The sequence below is a fragment of the Leptospira kobayashii genome (genome assembly GCF_003114835.2).
GTDB lineage: Bacteria > Spirochaetota > Leptospiria > Leptospirales > Leptospiraceae > Leptospira_A > Leptospira_A kobayashii.
This window is the reverse complement of sequence record NZ_AP025028.1, coordinates 89,416-107,187: the sequence shown is the minus strand read 5'-3', so window position 1 is coordinate 107,187 and position 17,772 is coordinate 89,416. Positions and strand designations below refer to the sequence as shown.

Below are 17,772 nucleotides of genomic sequence, written 5' to 3'. Positions count from 1 at the left end.
TTTTGATTTTTTTTCTCACCGTATAATGAGATCTATGAAAGAGAAAGAAAACATCCACTTCCATCAGATCAAAAAAGCAATTGCCTATATCAAAGATCATTTCAAAGAACAGCCGAGCTTGGAAAAAGTAGCGGAACAAATCCATATCAGCCCTTTTCATTTTCAGAAATTATTTACTGATTGGGCCGGAGTCAGTCCGAAAAAATTCCTTCAATACATCACCCTGGAACATGCAAAAAAGATGTTAAAGGAAAACCAGGCATCTTTGTTCGATACGGCCTTCGAATCGGGACTTTCGGGAACAAGCAGGCTTCATGATTTATTTGTAAGCATAGAAGGTATGACACCCGGAGAATACAAAAACGGCGGAGAAAATTTAACGATCAATTATAGTTTTGCGGAAAGTCCCTTCGGAAGTCTTTTGGTCGCTTCCACTGCGAAAGGAATTTGTTATATAGCCTTTGCCGATGACGAAAAACAAGCGTTATCTGAATTGAAGCTTATTTTCCCCAATGCAGTTTACAAACAAATGGTGGACTTGATCCAACAAAACGCACTGTCTATATTTTCACAAGATTGGAAAAAAATAGAACAAATCAAACTCCATCTCAAAGGAACCGAATTCCAATTGAAAGTGTGGGAAACCTTATTGAAAATTCCCATGGGGGAGCTTGCCACCTATGGAAAAATCGCAAGCGCCATCGAACGCCCTACAGCTTCCAGAGCAGTCGGAACAGCGATCGGTGACAATCCGGTAGCATTTCTAATTCCCTGTCATCGGGTTATCCAATCTACGGGAATGATAGGGCAATACCATTGGGGAAGTGCCCGCAAAACCGCAATGATAGGATGGGAAGCCGCCAGAACAGACATCCAAGAATAGATTTTAGAATGAAAGATATAAACGAAAAAATCGATCTATTGGATTGGAAACAAATCCGTTCGGACATGAATGATAAAGGTTATGCATCTGTGAATGGATTTGTTTCTCCGGAAATTTGCAAAGAATTGATAGATCTCTACCGTGAAGAAAATTTATTTCGCAAAACAGTGATTATGGAAAGATACAGATTCGGTTTAGGAGAATATAAATACTTTCATTATCCTCTCCCACCCTACATTCAAACCATAAGAGAAACCATCTACCCTCATTTGGCAGAAATTGCAAATGAATGGATGAATCTACTCGGTATCGATACTCAATTTCCAAATCACTGGAAAGAACTTCAAATCATCTGTGGAAAAAACCTACAGACAAAACCTACTGTTTTGATTTTAAAATACGGACAAGGCGGATTCAATACATTGCATCAAGATTTGTACGGAGACATTTTTTTTCCGTTGCAGTTGGTATTGTTTTTGAACAAACCGGAAATCGATTATACAGGTGGTGAATTTGTATTGACCCAAAGTATTCCGAGAGCACAATCAAAGGCGATCGTTTTAAAACCGAACCAAGGTGATATGTTGATCTTTACTACCAATTTCAAACCGCAAAAAGGCCTCAAAGGACACTACAGAGTGCAAATGAAACATGGCGTCAGCGAATTACGAGCCGGAGAAAGACATACTCTGGGAATTATTTTTCACGATGCAGTCACTTAACTTGTATTAAATATTCAAAATTTATTTTTCAGAACAAAGGATTTTATTTATGAAAAAAAGGCAGATATTCTTTTTACTAACGATTTTGATTTTAGGATTTTCCATCCGTTCCGAAGGAATTTTATTAACAACTAAAGTTTCCTCAAACCAACTACCAAAGAACATCACTTATTCCGGCAAACTGATCGAAGCCAGAAAATGGAAAGATTCCCAAGGAGAACATCTGCTTCTATTAACGGAAACAGGTGCAATTCCTTCACCCAAAGGAACGGATGAATCCGCAAGAGACGCGGAACTTTTTGCATTCCATTACCTCGGAACAAAGGGATCATTTCAACAAACCTGGAAAGTGTATGATTTTATAAAAGACTGTCCTTTGGATTTGGAAGCTAACTTCTTAAAAGATGAATTCGTTGTAACGGATCTCAACAAAGATCAAATCAGTGAAATTTGGCTTACCTATGTAACTTCCTGTCGCGGGGATGTAAGCCCGTCTACGATGAAGGTAATTATGTACGAATCGGGTAAAAAACACGCTATGCGAGGTCGAACACGAGTTAAAGTTTCCGAAACGGATTGGGACGGAGGAGATTTTATTTTTGACAAAGCCTTCGGAGACGGACCTGCAAGCTTTCGCAATTTCGGTGCCGATCTATGGCATAAATTAACAAGCGAATCTTCCCAATAGTATCCTCGGAAAATATCATGAATCTTTTTCCTTCGGAAACCTTAACGAATTTATTACCTTATGAAGGTATCGTCCATTATTACGGAAAGGTTTTGGATACGGATCAGGCAAATCGATATTTTGATACATTATTCAAAACCATAGAATGGAAAAACGATGAAGCGATTATTTTCGGAAAACACATTATTACGAAAAGAAAAGCGGCATGGTATGGAGACAATGAATATCAATATACGTACTCCGGAACCACCAAACAAGCGCTCCTTTGGACGAAAGAACTTTTGGAACTCAGAAGGATAGTAGAAGATATTTCCGAAACAAAATTCAATTCCTGTTTGTTGAATTTATACCATGACGGAGAGGAAAGTATGTCTTGGCATAGCGATGATGAAAAATCGTTAGGTCTCAATACTGTGATTGCTTCGCTCAGTTTGGGTGCGGAACGGAAATTTTCATTCAAACATAAGAATACAAAGCAATCCTTTTCCATCTATCTTGAAAACGGGAGTTTGCTTGTGATGAAAGGAAGCACACAAACCAATTGGAATCATTCCTTGCCGAAATCGAAAAAGATCATCCAACCCAGAATCAACCTAACATTCAGAACGATTATTGATTTTTAGATAGAGAATCGCCTAAGTCCAATCTTTCAAATTCGATTGTCCGAGTAATACGAAGTCTCTTAAAAAATCCCTATAAGTCGTAATCGTTTCGAATTTATTCTCTTTGGCGGGATTAAAGATTCCCCGTTTCCTAAATAACTTGGACGGGTTGTCTTTGATATCGGACCAAGTTCCCACTTCTAAAGTAAGTGGCAGAAAACGGGAATTGGATTTGGGATTAGCCGGTAAAACTTTCTCAATATAATGGTCGTAGAACAAATCCCAAAGATCCCCATGCGTCGTATAAGTCTCGCTTTGCGGTCCAAATTTGAAACGGGTGTGTTTTTTCCCTTTCGCTAAAAACTCCGCCATCCTTTCATAAATAGGAGTATCGACGCAGGGAGTTTTCGTGCCGGCATACGGCCACCAAACATGATCAATCGTACCGAATCCCGAATGCAAATCCATTACTGGCATGATCGCATTTTTTGTAGGGTAAAAGTATTGATGAATGAAACGATACAGTGCTCTTGATTCCGGCTCGAGAGAATTCCCGCGAAAGTAAGGAAGTTTAGGAGTCCATTTCTGTCCACCAAACAACAAAGGTGCGGACTCGGCTTCCACTCCCGAGTTCCGCATCAAATCCACGCCGGCAGGATTGGATCTGAATTTTTTAGCAACCCCGCCCGGATTGACAATGGGTATGACTACGAGTCCGACTTTTCCTTTCGCCAACTCTTCCATATAGCCGTCACTTTTTTTGTGCAAAATGTACTCTAAAAAATCGAGTAGAATGCGAATTCCTACCGTCTCTAATCCATGCACTCCGGCTACGATTCCAACCGGTCTTTGTCTGACGGCTTTTTCCGTCCCAATCTCCAAAGCATGAATGGGAAATCGAAATCCTTCTTCCGATTTTCTGGAAAATCCGAACTGTTGCAAACGGACCAGTTTGCCACCGATCTTAACAATATCTAAGATTCGTTTTTCATATCGGTTTAATCTGCGAAGTCCTCGAAGCATATTTGTTAGTCGCCAGATTGAATTTTTTTGAAATTTTCACATTCGGGTAAAGAATCCACCTTACCCTGTTTCAATTCTTCACAGGATGCGGAAAGAATCTTTTTAGAACATTCTCGATACAACAGTTTTATGTTTTCCGGATTTTCACCGATCAATTTATAAGCATTACTATCACGAAATGTTTTTTGACAATTCGTTTCATCCAATCTCGATTTTGTAAAATCTTTGAGTTTATCAGGAACGGATTTCCAATCGGGATCGGAACATTTTCTATATTTGTCACAAAGGGAAGCGGTGATTTTTAAAGACTCTTCCTTCCATTCGTTCGAGTCGATTCCTTTGTTTTTTTTACAGGCACCAAACAAAAAACTAAAACTTATAATCAAAACATATACGGGTAAGTATGTAAAAAACTTTGAGATCTTCATGGAGACTGTTCCTTTTTTCTGATAATCACTTCGATTCTTTCTTCTTTCGCTTTTTTTTCGGGGGTATCGCTATCAACTGATTTTTGAAATGTCGCATAACCTTGTACAGATACTTGTTCTTTCGGAATTCCGTAATCAGTTACTAATTTTTCGGCAATAATGGAAGCTCTGTGAGAATGATAATCCCAGGAATTTTGAAATTTTGATTTATCAATGGTTGCTTCATACGGTATCTGCACCCGAACAACTACGTCTATGTCCATTCCTTTCGAAAGTTCCGCCAATTGTTTGAATGCGAACTCCAACTCAGGATCTTCTTCCAGTATGACACCCGAAGAAAGATTCGATGTCAAAAAAGTTAATTTCAACTCTTCCGTTTCAGCAAGTCCCAATTTCAATTTGGCTTTTTCCTTTAAGGAACGCAAAGCGAATCCGACCTTTTCCCAAAGTCGATACACTTGTGACTTCGGCTCCATCAGATCTTCCTGCAAAATTCCCGAACCACCTTCGACAATCAAACCCATGGCGGAAGCATTCAATCCGAAACCTCTTTTGATATCCGTTGCCACTTCGGATAATTTTTTCGAGTCTACCTTACTGATCGCATAGAGTATGATAAAAAGTCCGAGTAGCAAAGTGATCATATCCGCATAAGTCAAGAGCCATCTCTCCTGGTTATGCGATGTTTCCTCTTCCTCTGCGCTCGACTTTCTGAACCTGGATCGTCTCATTTATTTTTTAAGCTCCGGAAATGCCTGGAACAAAAACTCCCATTCTCTTTTTTCCACCTCATCGAAAAACGAATTAAAAATTTCCGGAGAGACCGGGAGGGTGGCATAATATCCTTGTTCTACCTTTTTGAATAAAGGATAAACACCTAACATGCGTGCCATGACTGCCGCAGGTTTCATAATATAGGAATTGATAGGTCTGTGAGCAAGATCGTAAAATTTTCTTAGATTGAATAGAACCACTTCCAATTGTTTTTTACGGCTTTGAGATTCTCCCAATTCCCGAAACCTTTCGAAATATTCTTCTTCCGAGATTTTTGTTCCGGGCTTCCAACCGTGTTCTAAAAGCAATTTGCCGAGTTTTATATCCAGTTCATCGGTGATCGTATTGAGTTCGATAAGTCGTTCCACACTTTCCCGGGTGCCTTCTTTCATCATATGTTTTACTTTTGCATACGTATTGAAAGCCAGGGTTTCCCATTCTTCCTTCCCTTCCAAATTATATACAGTTTCGAAGAAAAACTTTGCCATCGCAATGGTTTCCTTTCGATTGAAATAGGAAGAATAAAAATTCTGAAATCTCTCGACCTGTGCCCTGACGACTTCTTCCCGAGCAGCTCTCAATTCAGGGGATATGTTTTCTTTCATTTAACATCCATTAACATTGGATAAGTGGGAAATCCTTGTTGATCGATTTCAGTTTTATTGACGGAGAACCGATTCGGTATGGAAACGATTTCCTTATAAAATTTGAAAGAGGAACGAAATAAAAATTTTTGATTTTCTTTTGTCATAGGAGTATAATAAAAACTGATTCCGTACTTATAATTGGAACCCCAACCTTCTTTGGTAGCTTCCAATAACAATTGCGTGGATGAAATCTGTTTGTTCTGAACTATATTATAAACAGTGGCACCCTTGTTATAAAAACGAAGTCCTTTCGCATTTTCATCCAAACGAATTTTGGCTTCTCCCGGAAAAGAAAGGGAGAGATAAGTTACGGTCGTATAATTTCCGCGGTTTTTCAATTGCAAAGTAACTTTCGACTCCTTACCTATTTCCAGTTTCGGTTCCACTTCAAGCGATACAAAGGAAGGAACCGGTCGCATAGGCAGATTGGGAATCATCTCCCAACCGTTGAATATAAATTCCTGCGAATAATTCGGATTAGTTGGAAAAATACGAACGGATTTTTCTTTGGGAGAGTATTCGAACTCAAGTCGTTTGGTACGAACCAATTCCTCATGTTCTTTCAATTGCAAGCCGTCCAGGATTTTAACCCCCTTTCTGTATCCGAAAGGAATCGAAAAAAGCCCCATCGGTGGTTCTTCCGATAGTACTTCCACAAAAACAGAGTTAAACGAATCTCCCGCAAGTTCCGCCAATACAACCCTACGAATACAATCCCCTTCCAGGATTTTTTTCTCTTTGCCGGGAATCGTCCCCGACTCCCAGGAAAGTTTTTTCAGATCGTAATGAAAACTACCAAGTGTTAGCTGATTAAATTCCTGTTTCCAAAGAAATTTCCAAGTTCTTCCTTCCTTCTTATAAGCGGAAATCGCTTCGGTTTGCCCGGATTGCGAGAGGACAATTGCTTCCAAATCGGGATTTTCATCCAAATTGATGACCTTGGAACCGATCACACGGACAACTTGCTCCGTGTTTTCTCCATAAAGAGAACGAGTTACCAAATCATCGCTCGGAACCTCGGAACCTTGGCAATGTAAGAACAAAAAACAGAATAAAAGGAGTAAAATACCACGAAGATAATGAGACATAATTACCTAATTCATTGGAGATTGAAATCTTTTCGGATTCAATTCTTTTTTTCATTGAACCTTTCCAGCTTATACCGTCTATTAAATATAGAACGGGGACGACATTGGTTTCGACTGTTGTTGGCTTGGGTTCAGTGGCACGTAGAGGTGAGGGTCCTGCTTAATAACCTTCAAAACAATAACTGCAAATAACGAATTTGCTCTAGCAGCTTAATTTAAGCTCTACGGTTTCATTGGCTGTTTCTTCTGGTGGCCAAGAAATCGACACCTCTCAGAAGACTATCGCAAGTCGTTTCCGGCTTCGACCGCGGTAGAACTTTAAGTTGGATAGGAAGGATTCCCCCGATTGCAGGGCAAGGCCGTCCGAATTTTATATGCAATCTAAACGTGTAGAAGCTGCATTTGAGGGCGATAGGACCCGGGTTCGACTCCCGGCGTCTCCAAAGTTCCGATGTGCATTGCTCGCGCTCTGTTGACCATCCATGGTCAAACATCGCGCCCGCGTCCTTCCGTGGACGCTTTTCGCAATATACATCTCCACCCTAGAAGAGTTCTTATATCAACATATTACATTTGTTAAATTATATTTCTTACCGGGGAGTCAAACGACCGCGAGAAACATCTCCCTTGCGAGGGCAGCCCGAACTTCTCTTCCTTAGAAGCGCTCAACTCACTGGTTTTAATTTTCAAATAGAAAATTAGATTTATGACCTTCGCTAACACTAATCCTGGATCACCCTTTTGGAATAGCCCACCCCTGGACACTAACATCCGCAAGGGCCTCAAATATCGCCGGCGTGCGTTCCAAGCGGGCGATCGTTCGGGCTCCCTCGACGGCGGCTACCAACGCCGCTGCAGCAGAAGATGCGCGTGCGGAAGTAAAACCGCACCCTCTAAAATGTTCCGCAACAATCTCTTCCGAATCAACAAATCCACGCGCTATCCGTTTGGTCAGCTCAGGGTCGAGCGCGGGCAGCTCATTCGCCAGATTCTGCATTAAACATCCATACTGGAAATCAGAGGCGGCCATTTCGGCCGCGAAAGCTTCGAAAATCTGATGAACAAATTTCAGAGCATCACCCACTGTATTGGCCGAGATATTCCGTAAGAGAGCAATTCGAGTGGCAAGGTATCGATCAATCGCTTCTTCTGCGAGTTGAGCCTTGCCACGTGGAAAGTGAAAATAGAACGATCCTTTAGGCGAGCCACTTTCTTCAATGATCTGTTTCAATCCAGTCGCAGTGTAACCTTGGATGCGAAACAGTCTCTCGGCGGTGGCAATGGCCCAGTCACGGGCGTCAGTTTTACGAGGCATACTTTGAGTATATCACACCTGACTTGACAATTCTATGGCGATTGCTATATTATGGCAATCGCCATAGAAAAATGAGCGCTGTAATGCCGAAGGAGAACTGAAATGAGTTCAAAAACCTGCTCGATGATGCTTTTGGGAGCCGCCCTGTTCACACCTCCTGCGTCCGGGGAAACCCCTGCCATTTGGCACAACAAAATCCCGTCTGTAATGAGCGAGCCTGCAGTCGATATCGACAAGGATCCAAAGCTCTTGCACAGGTATGCGGACAATGCGGGAACGAAAATCCACTATGTCACCATCGGATCGGACAAACAGCCGCTTATTGTGTTTGTGCATGGATTTCCAGACTTCTGGTATTCTTGGCGAAATCAGATCCAAGCATTCTCAAAAGATTATCAAGTGGTCGCGCTTGATCTGCGCGGGTACGATTTAAGCGACCGACCAGAAGGGATCGAGAACTACAAAACTCCGGTTCTTCTGGGTGACATCCATGCCGTGATCGACGCAGAGAGCCAAGGACGCAAGGTCATCTTGGTTGGTCATGACTGGGGTGCCGCCTTATCATGGTTATTCACGGGGCAAAATCCTGATCTGGTCCAAAGACTTGTGATTCTCAGCGTTCCTCATCCAGGCGCCATTACCAAGGAATTGCTCCCATGGAACCATCAGATTGCGCAGGCCGGAGCGAGCGCTTACGCCACGCGGTTCTTTGCTAAAGGCAAAGGTGATCATCTGACGGCGGAAGATTTGGCATACTGGATTGTAAATCCACAAATTAAAAGCCGTTACATCGAGGCATTCAATAGATCGTCCATCCCGTCTATGATGAGTTATTACAAAGCTAACTATACATTCTCTCAGTTTGCGCTCAACCTTTTTGATCCGACCATGAGGAAAATCTATGACGCTGCGATCAAATGCCCGGTCTTACATGTGCATGGAATCGAAGAGACCCATGCTTTGCTGAGCACTCTTGATCTGGAAAAGTCATGGATGGAAAATCCCGACCATCTCACGATCAAAATCGTTCCTGGAGTCGGCCACTTCATTCAAGCCGAAGTGCCCGACTATCTTAACCGAACGATTTCCTCCTGGTTAAAAGATTCAGGAAACTAAGCCCAGCCGCTGTTCTGATCTGTCATCTGGGCTTTCGAAGATTTTATTAAGCGATCCCTGGAAGTTGAGTTCACATGAACACAGAATTGAGAGATGTTATCTCTTTTGTAGTTGCCATTGGGATCTAAATGAGGATTAAAGAGCCATCTTGATTGACACAGATTCGGGTTCCGACAATCGAAACTTCGTCTCCAAGAAATAATTGTCCATACAACAAGACAGGATTCGCAGCAAAGTAGATTCCCAACGGGGGAGTCAAACGACCGCAAATGTAAAATGCAGTAGCAAGCCCCAACAACGGCTGTTTTAGCGGAATACTCAACTAATAGTTTGGCGCCTTTTCCGGCTCTTCCTCGACGAGGGCGCTCGGTCGATCCGGGGCGGGGATTCGTTCCAGTTTAAAAATCGATACGAGTAACCAACAAGTCCATTGAGGAAAAAATACGAATCCATCCGGGCAAAAAGACGAACTTATTTTAAAAATATTTTCCGAATGAGGAATTATGTTTTTCAAAAATGGATCGCCGTGGTAAAGGAAGCCATTGGGTGGCGGGTGGTTAACCCCACCCAGTCTCATTAGGGCGGGGATGGTATATCTTTCGATTACCACCTAACAAAATCACTTCGTTTTCTGAGAAATTTATTTCTTTCCCGACAAAATAAGAGTTCTTTAATTCGATTCATTCCTATACAAAAGGTCTATGCTATTTAGATCGTTGTTTTTTTTCTTTCTAATCACAAGCAATGGTTATGCAGAAAGTATTTCCGAACATTGGTCAAAAATTGAGAAAAAAACCAAAGCGGAAGATTGGGAAGGTGCGAAAACACCGGTTGCTGACGCGATTTCGGAATACCCGACTGAACGTGATTTTCGCATAACAGAGGCTTGGGTATGGAGAAACTCCGGCAATCCCGAAGAAAGTTCGAAAAGAATCAGAAAAGCACTTGTCCAATGGCCTGCCGATGCATCCCTGAAAGAACAATTGGCTTATTCTTATTTGGAACCTGCAGATGAGGAATTAAAAAAAGAAAATCCTAAACAAGCGATCGAACTTGCAAACAAGGCGGTTCTTTTACTGCCTGATAACGAATGGGCAAATTTGATTCTTGCTTACTCCTGGCAAAAATTAAATCCCGAAAAAGCGATTCCTTATTTTGAAAAAGCCGCAAAGCTCAATCCGTCAAACGAATATACGATTCCCAATTTGGGATACAGCTATCAACTATTAGTTGAATCATGGATCAAAAACAAGGAGGATGGAAAGATCTCGAAAATTTTTCCTACAATCAAAAATTATTCCGAGCTTCCCGCAAAACAAGGAGTCGGTTTTTTAAAAACCTGGAATTCGATTGTGGACACAACGGAAGATTTCGGTCCCTTAATTGATTTTTTAAAAAACAAAATCGTAAAATACCCCGATGATATTGAACTGAAAATTCTTTGCGGTTCCGTTTTAAACAAACTCAATATGAAACAAAGAAGATCCGATCCTACTCTCGCCGATTCCACTCAAAAAGAAAGCAATCTGTTTCTAAGAGAAGGAATGGAATTATTTGAAAAACAAAATCCAAACCGACCTAGTTTCATAGGCGCAAAACTACCATTAAATGGAAAAATCATTGTGGCCGCCGCATTCGACGGAGGAGGAACTCATAGTGGATTTGAAAAATACAGCTACGACTTTCTTCACGTAGATGAAAACCATTCCACCCTCAGACCGAATACCCAAGGCAGTAAAAATTCGGACTATTACACTTTTGGAGAATCCATTTATGCAGTGGACGAAGGAGTGATTTTAGCTACAAAGAACGGATTTCCGGACAATCCGGTTCCCGGAAAAATTTCTTTCGCTCCGGGAAATGACCTTCAAATCCTTCATGATAACGGACTTATCTCCCATTATGCCCATATTAAAAACGGAAGCATCAAAGTAAAAAAAGGTCAACGTGTGAAACGAGGAGAGAAAATTGCCGAGGTGGGAAATTCAGGAATGTCCTACGGCCCCCATTTGCATTTCACAATTGTTACCAAAGACTGGACATCTGTTTATTATGAGTGGGAGCCTTTGAAAATCAAAACTCCCGATCAAATTATATTCGGTTCCCAACCATTGGAAAAAAATTGGGTGATAGAAAAATAGAGAAAAAGTTTTTCATAATTCCCAACAGAATTTCAGAAATTTATTTATAAATTCAATCTCAAACTTTTAGAAAACTAAATAACCGAAGGCATAAGATAATTGACAAAGACCTTTGCCCAACCAACCCTTCAAAGAATCATGTCAGACGAGTACATTCTTGGAATTTCCGCTTACTATCACGATAGTGCGGCGTGCTTATTAAAAAACGGAGAGATCCTTGCCGCAGCCCAGGAGGAACGATTCACAAGAAAAAAACACGATTCCAATTTCCCTAAAAATGCAATTCAATATTGTTTGGAAGAAGCCGGGATCAATGTGGATCAACTTGCAAACGTAGTTTTCTACGACAAACCTCTTGTAAAATTCGAACGGTTACTGGAAACCTATTTAGCCTATGCTCCCCGCGGTTTGATTTCTTTCTTTTCTGCAATGCCCGTTTGGTTAAAAGAAAAGTTGTTTTTAAAAAGCACTCTCAAAAAAGAATTTGCAAACCTTTCCCCGACAAAGTCTTCCCCAAAACTTTTGTTTACCGAACATCACCAGGCGCACGCAGCCTCCACTTTTTTTGTCAGTCCTTTCGAAAAATCAATCGTACTTTGTTTGGATGGAGTCGGCGAATGGGCGACTACTTCCGCATGGATCGGAGATGGAAACACTCTCAAACCGTTATGGGAAATTGATTTTCCCCACTCGATCGGACTATTGTATTCCGCTTTTACATATTACACCGGTTTTAAGGTAAATTCGGGAGAATACAAAGTCATGGGACTTGCTCCTTACGGAGAACCAAAGTATACCGATCTCATTTACAAGTACCTAATCGATTTAAAAGAAGACGGAACTTTCCGTTTGAATATGGATTATTTCAATTATGCCGCCGGTCTTACCATGACAAATGGTAAATTTCACGAACTCTTCGGTGGCCCTCCTCGTAAAAGCGAATCCACTCTAACACAAAAAGAAATGGATCTTGCACGTTCCGTTCAAGAAGTCACGGAAGAAGTGATGTTACGATTGGCCCGTTCCGCAAGAAAAGAAACAGGCATTACCAACTTATGCTTATCAGGTGGGGTTGCACTCAACTGTGTCGCCAACGGCAAAATTTTAAAAGCAGGAATTTTCGATGAAGTATTCGTGCAACCGGCTTCGGGAGATGCCGGTGGGGCCTTAGGCGCGGCGTTATCAGCTCATTATGAATACAAGGGTCATCCTAGAAAAGTAATGCCTCTCGATTCGATGAAGGGATCTTATCTTGGTCCGAAATATTCCAATGAAACCGTCAAGACCACCTTAGATAAATTAGGTGCAAAATACACCCAATTGGACGATGGGAAAATCGAAGAAAGACTCGCGAAGATTCTGGAAGAAGGAAATGTAATCGGTTACTTCCAAGGAAGAATGGAATTCGGGCCACGCGCCTTGGGGGGAAGGTCCATCATCGGAGACCCTCGCAATCAAAAAATGCAATCCGTGATGAACTTAAAAATCAAATACAGGGAAAGCTTCAGACCGTTTGCTCCTGCGGTGCTTGCCGAAAAAGTATCCGAGTATTTTGATATCAAAAGCAAAAGCCCTTATATGTTGATCGTTGCCGACGTTCTGGAAAAACATCGTATCAAAATGACTCCCGATCAGGAAAAATTATTCGGAATCGAAAAATTAAATGTACCTAGATCTTCATTGCCGGCGATCACTCATGTCGATTACTCTGCACGAATTCAAACAGTTCATCCCGAAACCAATCAAAAGTTTTACAAACTCCTGAAAGAATTTGATAAACTCACCGGCTGTCCGGTATTAGTAAATACTTCCTTCAATGTGCGCGGAGAACCGATCGTTTCCACACCGGAAGACGCATATCGCTGCTTTATGCGAACAGAGATGGACTATCTTGTTGTGGAAAACTTTGTTCTGGATAAAAAAGACCAACCTATTATCGAAAAAGACGATTCTTGGAAACAAGAGTTTGAATTGGATTAAATAAATATGTCCTCAAAAAAAATTGAACCTACATCTTCCGACTTACGAAAGTTTGCTTATATAGTCGGAGGAGTCTTAGCATTGGTATTCGGTCTTGCCATCCCTTATTTGAATCGCGGGTCTTGGAACCAGTATTTGGTGGGAATAGGCTTAGTACTTATTTTTCTCGGCACAGTTCTTCCCAAAATTCTATACTGGCCTTACCGTCTCTGGATGTTGATCGGAGAAGTTTTAGGTTGGATCAATACTCGCATCATATTGTCGGTTATCTTTTTCTTACTATTCACTCCGATCGGTCTCATAAAAAGGCTATTCGGTACTGATGCGTTAAAAAGAAAATTAGATGCTGATGCAACCAGTTATCGGATCATTCCTCCGGAAAGAACGACCGATCATATGGAAAGACCATTTTAAAGGATAATAAATGTTAGAATTATTAAAAGACCTCTGGGATTTTCTAAGGATTAGAAAAAAATTTTGGTTAGCACCCATAATCATTATTTTATTATTACTGGGTGCTTTGTTAGTATTAACGCAAGGATCTGCGATCGCTCCTTTTATCTATACCTTGTTTTAGATAGATTTTGGTTTGCCGGCGGATTTTTGGATTTCTTCTCCGAGAATCTGCCCAAACCATCTATGTCCTTCCGCATTCCAATGAGCATCAAATGGGAAATACAAGGACTCAGGATTTTTATCCCAAAACAATTCGGTAGTATATAAACATTTCAATTGATTCTTTTCACAAAAACCTTTCAGCAGATTGAAATGAGGATTTTGCAATTCATATTGTTTTAGATTTCTGTTATTTATATTCCCGAGAATTCCCTTTTCCGCAAAAAATTCCTTAGCAGGAATGTAAATCAAATTGAGTTTAATATGATTTGTCTTCAAATATTCGTTAATATTTGCTAGGTGTTCTTTCTGTTTCTCCAATCTTTTCTGCCAAATCGGATCATTCGCACGTTTGTAAAAGGAAAATTGACCGTTATATTTTGATTCAATTTCATCTCCGATCGGTTTTAATCTTCCGAATTTTTCCAATGATTCGGCATGACCCAGAATTTTACGATCCGGTTCCCTTCCCGGTTTATAATATAACAAAGGTTCCACTTGTCCGCGACCAGTTTTCCATAACCTTTTCAATAAACGAAACAAGGAAGATTCTTTTACGAAGTTGTAAACCGGAGTGGATAGAAACTTTGCAGCCAAAGGTTTTTTAGCTTTCCATATACCGTTGGTTTCTTCCATGAAAACTTCCAACTTTTCATTATCATCCAAGTCATTGTCAAAAATTTGGATCCAAACTTCCCTTGGTTGAAATTTAGGAACATAGCTCCTCAAATGAATTTCAAATAAGGCGGGACAGGAGCCGTGAACTCCTAGATTTCTAATTTTATTTTCCTTGGACAAAACCTGGTTCGCTACTTCGGAAAAAACTTCTTCTTGTTTTACTCCCCAGCCTTCTGCAAAAGAATCTCCCAATAATAAAGTGGAGTATTTATTTTCCGGAGATAAGATCTGCCTACCTCCATTTTCATTCGTCGCTACTTCTACGTTGTATTCTTCCGAAACAACTCTACCCGTTTTACCGGGATAAAGGGAAAACAGAAGGGAATCATCGAAACTTTTTACAAAAACCGCTTCAGGATCGAATAAGCTTAAGACCCCTTCGATCAAACCCAAATAAATAAATGGTAAGATAATATAGATGAATAATCGCCGAAAGATGCGTTTTCTCATAGGAAAAGAAAAATTTGAACGTAAATTTTGGAAAGCAAATTTGTTTACCTAACATTTCATCCGTTAGATGAAATCATTATCTTATTCTTGAAAATCAGTCAGTAATTTACTGGAATTTTGATTGAGTAGTATGGTAATTTGAGCCTTTGAACCGCCGTCAAAGTAAGTCAAATCATCGAACGAAAGCCTTTTGGCCATAAAAATTCCACGCCCGTGGGTTTTGAAGGCATTTCTAGTCATTGCCTGCAAAGAAAGATACCTCTGCCAATCAAATCCCTTTCCCTGATCCTTTATGATTATAATGATTTTGTCTTCCAACTTTTGGAAATAAATTTCAACATATTTGTCCTTATATTCCGGTGCTTCCAGACGGCGAAGGATTTCTTCCATAAGCTTATCGTTGTTATGTAAATCCGTTTTTTCCTGGTATGTAATCCCAAGATTACCGTGTTCGATCGCATTATTGAGAATCTCCATAATTCCGGTAAGTACTCTTTCCGGATCAGGGCATGCATTTGCCAGGATTGGTGCAAGCTCATGCGATTCTTTGATTGTGCGGATTCTAAATTCTCCGTTCACAAGATGGCGTAAGGCACCCATTCCTTTGTGCAAATCTTCCTTTGCACGCAATAGTTTTACATAATGTTCCACCGCAGTATGAACGATGGTAACGAGTACAGCTCTGGAATACGGCTTTGTCAGATAATAAAATGCACCTGAATCCAAACCTTCCGTCATATCTGAAATTCCGCTCATCGCAGTTTGAAATATAACAGGTATATCTCTCCACTTTTCGGATCGTTTGATTTTTTTTAGAAGTTCGATCCCATCCATATTGGGCATCAATCGATCCAAGATGATGGCAAAAAAGGAATATTCATCCGAATTTAAAATTGCTAATGCTTCCTCTCCGTCTTTCGCCTTTACAATCATAAATCCTTTTTCAGAAAGAGATTCTTCGATGATCATCAAATTGATCGATTCATCATCAACTGCGAGCAATGTCATCGTCATTTCAAATCCCTCCTGTTTTGCGGTAATAGCAGACTGAACACGGCACCACCTTCCGAATGGTTTTCAGCATAAAGCAAACCGTCGTGATCATTCAAAATCTCTCTTGAAATCGAAAGCCCGAGACCCGTACCCTTTGTACCTGCCTTGACCTGTTTAGACTGAATGAACTTCTCAAAAATCTTATCTAAATCTTCCGGAGGTATTCCCGGGCCATAGTCCCTTATTTGTAAACCGATACCTCGAACATAATTCTTAGTCATTTTAGGAATAAATTCCCTTTCTATCTTGGTTATCTCGATATTTGTCTTATCTGGTATGAATTTTAACGCATTTGCAAAGATATTTCGCAATACTTGCTGAATTCTTTCATAATCAAACTCAGCCTCCCATCTTTCACCGGATTGATCAAAGATAATTTGGATGGATCGTTTCTCCAAAATTGCCTTCATTTCACTGATCACGTGTTTGATGGTATCTTTTAAAGAATGTCTCTCAAAAATATACCTCATTTTTCCCGCTTCCAGTTTGGCAATATCCAAAAGATTTTCAAGCAAACCAAGCAGCCTTTTTCCGGAAGAATCAATGATCTGAAAATACTCTTTCAGTTTTTCAGGACTGGACAATCCGCTTTTTTCTTCACCTAATTCAGCGTAGCTCAAAATAGCGTGAATCGGTGTTTTCAATTCATGGGAAATATTCGCCAAAAAAAGAGATTTGGCATAAGACGCTTCTTCGGCCACTTCCTTCGCAATTTTCAATGCCATGGTTTGTTCTTCTACAAGATCTTCCAAGTGATTGCGATATTGGTACAATTCGGCTTCCTGCATTTTGCGATGACTGATATCTCTGATGATGCCAGTAAACATATGACCGTGTTTGGTTTTGAATTCGCCGATGGAAAGTTCACAAGGAAATTTTTCGCCTGACTTTCGAACTGCGACCAGCTCACTTCCGATTCCTATCGAAGAACTCGGACTTCGTTCCATGTAATTGTACAAACTATCTTTTCCTTCCGAACCGGAAGGTATGATGATTTCAATATTTTTCCCCAATACTTCTTCTTGGGTATATCCGAAAATCCGCTCTGCGGCTTGGTTGAAAAATTGGATCAAACCTTCGGAGCTGATGATCAAAATGGAATCCGCCGCATTCTGCACCATAGATAAAAAGCGGGACTCACTTTCTAAAAATGCAGCTTCCAATCGTTTTCTTTCCGTTATATCACGATGAGTTGACATGATATGTCCGTCATAGAGCACAACAAATCTGACTTCCGCATAACGAATATCACCATCAATGGTATATTCATATTCTTTCCAAAAAACCTGGTTTCTCCTTTCGCTTAAATATTCAATCGCCTCAGTTGCAATTGCGATAAGATACCCCGGCAAGCCGTCTGACAGATATTTACCGAGAAAATCCTTCGGATCTTTACTGATCGACAAATATCGGGAAGGTTTGTAATCGACGATCCTTCCGTCGACAGTGAATTTAAGCCAAAAATCCGGATTGGAACGAAGTAAATTTTCCAATTCCCTGAGAACTTCGCCTGAGGGAAAAGAGCCGGGATTTTGCCAAATTCTATCTGTAGGTTTAAATGGATTCATT

18 protein-coding genes and 1 other RNA gene are annotated in these 17,772 nt (G+C 40.6%); 10 read left to right on the top strand and 9 right to left on the bottom strand.

Going from position 1 to position 17,772, the window contains the following annotated elements:
- The first annotated feature begins 34 nt into the window (after positions 1-34).
- From DI077_RS00520 to DI077_RS00505, 4 genes are read left to right on the top strand one after another with little or no spacing between them, the layout of a single operon-like run.
- Entirely contained in the window at positions 35-883 is an 849-nt protein-coding gene (locus DI077_RS00520) for a methylated-DNA--[protein]-cysteine S-methyltransferase (protein WP_109021785.1), read from the top strand.
- Between the two features lie 8 nt (positions 884-891).
- Positions 892-1,605, top strand: coding sequence for a 2OG-Fe(II) oxygenase (locus DI077_RS00515; protein WP_109021784.1), 714 nt, complete (start codon positions 892-894; stop codon positions 1,603-1,605).
- 49 nt (positions 1,606-1,654) lie between these two features.
- Positions 1,655-2,293, top strand: a complete 639-nt coding sequence (locus DI077_RS00510; RefSeq protein WP_109021783.1) for a M949_RS01915 family surface polysaccharide biosynthesis protein — start codon at positions 1,655-1,657, stop codon at positions 2,291-2,293.
- A gap of 17 nt (positions 2,294-2,310) precedes the next feature.
- Positions 2,311-2,916, top strand: coding sequence for an alpha-ketoglutarate-dependent dioxygenase AlkB family protein (locus tag DI077_RS00505; RefSeq protein WP_109021782.1), 606 nt, complete (start codon positions 2,311-2,313; stop codon positions 2,914-2,916).
- A gap of 12 nt (positions 2,917-2,928) precedes the next feature.
- Here the strand turns inward: DI077_RS00505 and DI077_RS00500 are convergent, their stop codons facing one another.
- From DI077_RS00500 to DI077_RS00480, 5 genes are read right to left on the bottom strand one after another with little or no spacing between them, the layout of a single operon-like run.
- On the bottom strand, positions 2,929-3,918 hold the full coding sequence (locus tag DI077_RS00500) for a M14 family zinc carboxypeptidase (protein ID WP_109021781.1): 990 nt from the start codon (positions 3,916-3,918) through the stop codon (positions 2,929-2,931).
- A gap of 5 nt (positions 3,919-3,923) precedes the next feature.
- Positions 3,924-4,346, bottom strand: coding sequence for an LA_2478/LA_2722/LA_4182 family protein (locus DI077_RS00495; RefSeq protein WP_242935294.1), 423 nt, complete (start codon positions 4,344-4,346; stop codon positions 3,924-3,926).
- Positions 4,343-5,077, bottom strand: coding sequence for an OmpA/MotB family protein (locus tag DI077_RS00490; RefSeq protein WP_109021780.1), 735 nt, complete (start codon positions 5,075-5,077; stop codon positions 4,343-4,345). The genes DI077_RS00495 and DI077_RS00490 overlap by 4 nt, the downstream gene beginning before the upstream one ends.
- Positions 5,078-5,725: an FFLEELY motif protein gene (locus tag DI077_RS00485; RefSeq protein WP_109021779.1), complete on the bottom strand. Its 648-nt coding sequence runs from the start codon at positions 5,723-5,725 to the stop codon at positions 5,078-5,080.
- Positions 5,722-6,855, bottom strand: a complete 1,134-nt coding sequence (locus tag DI077_RS00480) for an LIC13341 family surface-exposed protein (RefSeq protein ID WP_109021778.1) — start codon at positions 6,853-6,855, stop codon at positions 5,722-5,724. Before DI077_RS00480 ends, DI077_RS00485 begins: the two co-directional genes overlap by 4 nt.
- Before the next feature lie 94 nt (positions 6,856-6,949).
- Here DI077_RS00480 and ssrA point away from each other — a divergent pair.
- Positions 6,950-7,299: a transfer-messenger RNA gene (ssrA, locus tag DI077_RS00475) on the top strand.
- Between the two features lie 289 nt (positions 7,300-7,588).
- On the opposite strand, the gene DI077_RS00470 is transcribed toward ssrA, so the two are convergent.
- Positions 7,589-8,170 carry a TetR/AcrR family transcriptional regulator gene (locus DI077_RS00470; protein WP_109021777.1) on the bottom strand — a complete coding sequence of 194 codons (582 nt, stop codon included), beginning with the start codon at positions 8,168-8,170 and terminating at the stop codon, positions 7,589-7,591.
- Positions 8,171-8,272: 102 nt separating this feature from the next.
- On the opposite strand from DI077_RS00470, the gene DI077_RS00465 reads away from it, so the two are divergent.
- From DI077_RS00465 to DI077_RS00445, 5 genes are all read left to right on the top strand, one after another.
- A complete protein-coding gene (locus DI077_RS00465; protein ID WP_217351570.1) occupies positions 8,273-9,286 on the top strand; it encodes an alpha/beta fold hydrolase in 1,014 nt (337 codons plus the stop codon).
- A gap of 701 nt (positions 9,287-9,987) precedes the next feature.
- Positions 9,988-11,427, top strand: coding sequence for a peptidoglycan DD-metalloendopeptidase family protein (locus tag DI077_RS00460; RefSeq protein ID WP_109021774.1), 1,440 nt, complete (start codon positions 9,988-9,990; stop codon positions 11,425-11,427).
- Positions 11,428-11,565: 138 nt separating this feature from the next.
- Positions 11,566-13,407 (top strand): carbamoyltransferase family protein, encoded by a 1,842-nt coding sequence (locus DI077_RS00455; protein WP_109021773.1) that lies wholly within the window; start codon positions 11,566-11,568, stop codon positions 13,405-13,407.
- 6 nt (positions 13,408-13,413) lie between these two features.
- A complete protein-coding gene (locus DI077_RS00450) occupies positions 13,414-13,821 on the top strand; it encodes an SxtJ family membrane protein (RefSeq protein ID WP_109021772.1) in 408 nt (135 codons plus the stop codon).
- 10 nt (positions 13,822-13,831) lie between these two features.
- On the top strand, positions 13,832-13,984 hold the full coding sequence (locus tag DI077_RS00445; RefSeq protein WP_167837208.1) for a DUF5989 family protein: 153 nt from the start codon (positions 13,832-13,834) through the stop codon (positions 13,982-13,984).
- Here DI077_RS00445 and DI077_RS00440 read toward each other — a convergent pair.
- The 3 genes from DI077_RS00440 to DI077_RS00430 form a co-directional block, all read right to left on the bottom strand.
- Positions 13,981-15,150 (bottom strand): SGNH/GDSL hydrolase family protein, encoded by a 1,170-nt coding sequence (locus DI077_RS00440; protein ID WP_109021771.1) that lies wholly within the window; start codon positions 15,148-15,150, stop codon positions 13,981-13,983. The two genes, DI077_RS00445 and DI077_RS00440, sit on opposite strands and share 4 nt — an antisense overlap.
- 81 nt (positions 15,151-15,231) lie before the next feature.
- Positions 15,232-16,164 (bottom strand): response regulator, encoded by a 933-nt coding sequence (locus DI077_RS00435; RefSeq protein ID WP_242935293.1) that lies wholly within the window; start codon positions 16,162-16,164, stop codon positions 15,232-15,234.
- Positions 16,161-17,771 carry a sensor histidine kinase gene (locus DI077_RS00430; RefSeq protein WP_109022183.1) on the bottom strand — a complete coding sequence of 537 codons (1,611 nt, stop codon included), beginning with the start codon at positions 17,769-17,771 and terminating at the stop codon, positions 16,161-16,163. The genes DI077_RS00435 and DI077_RS00430 overlap by 4 nt, the downstream gene beginning before the upstream one ends.
- Position 17,772: the final 1 nt, after the last annotated feature.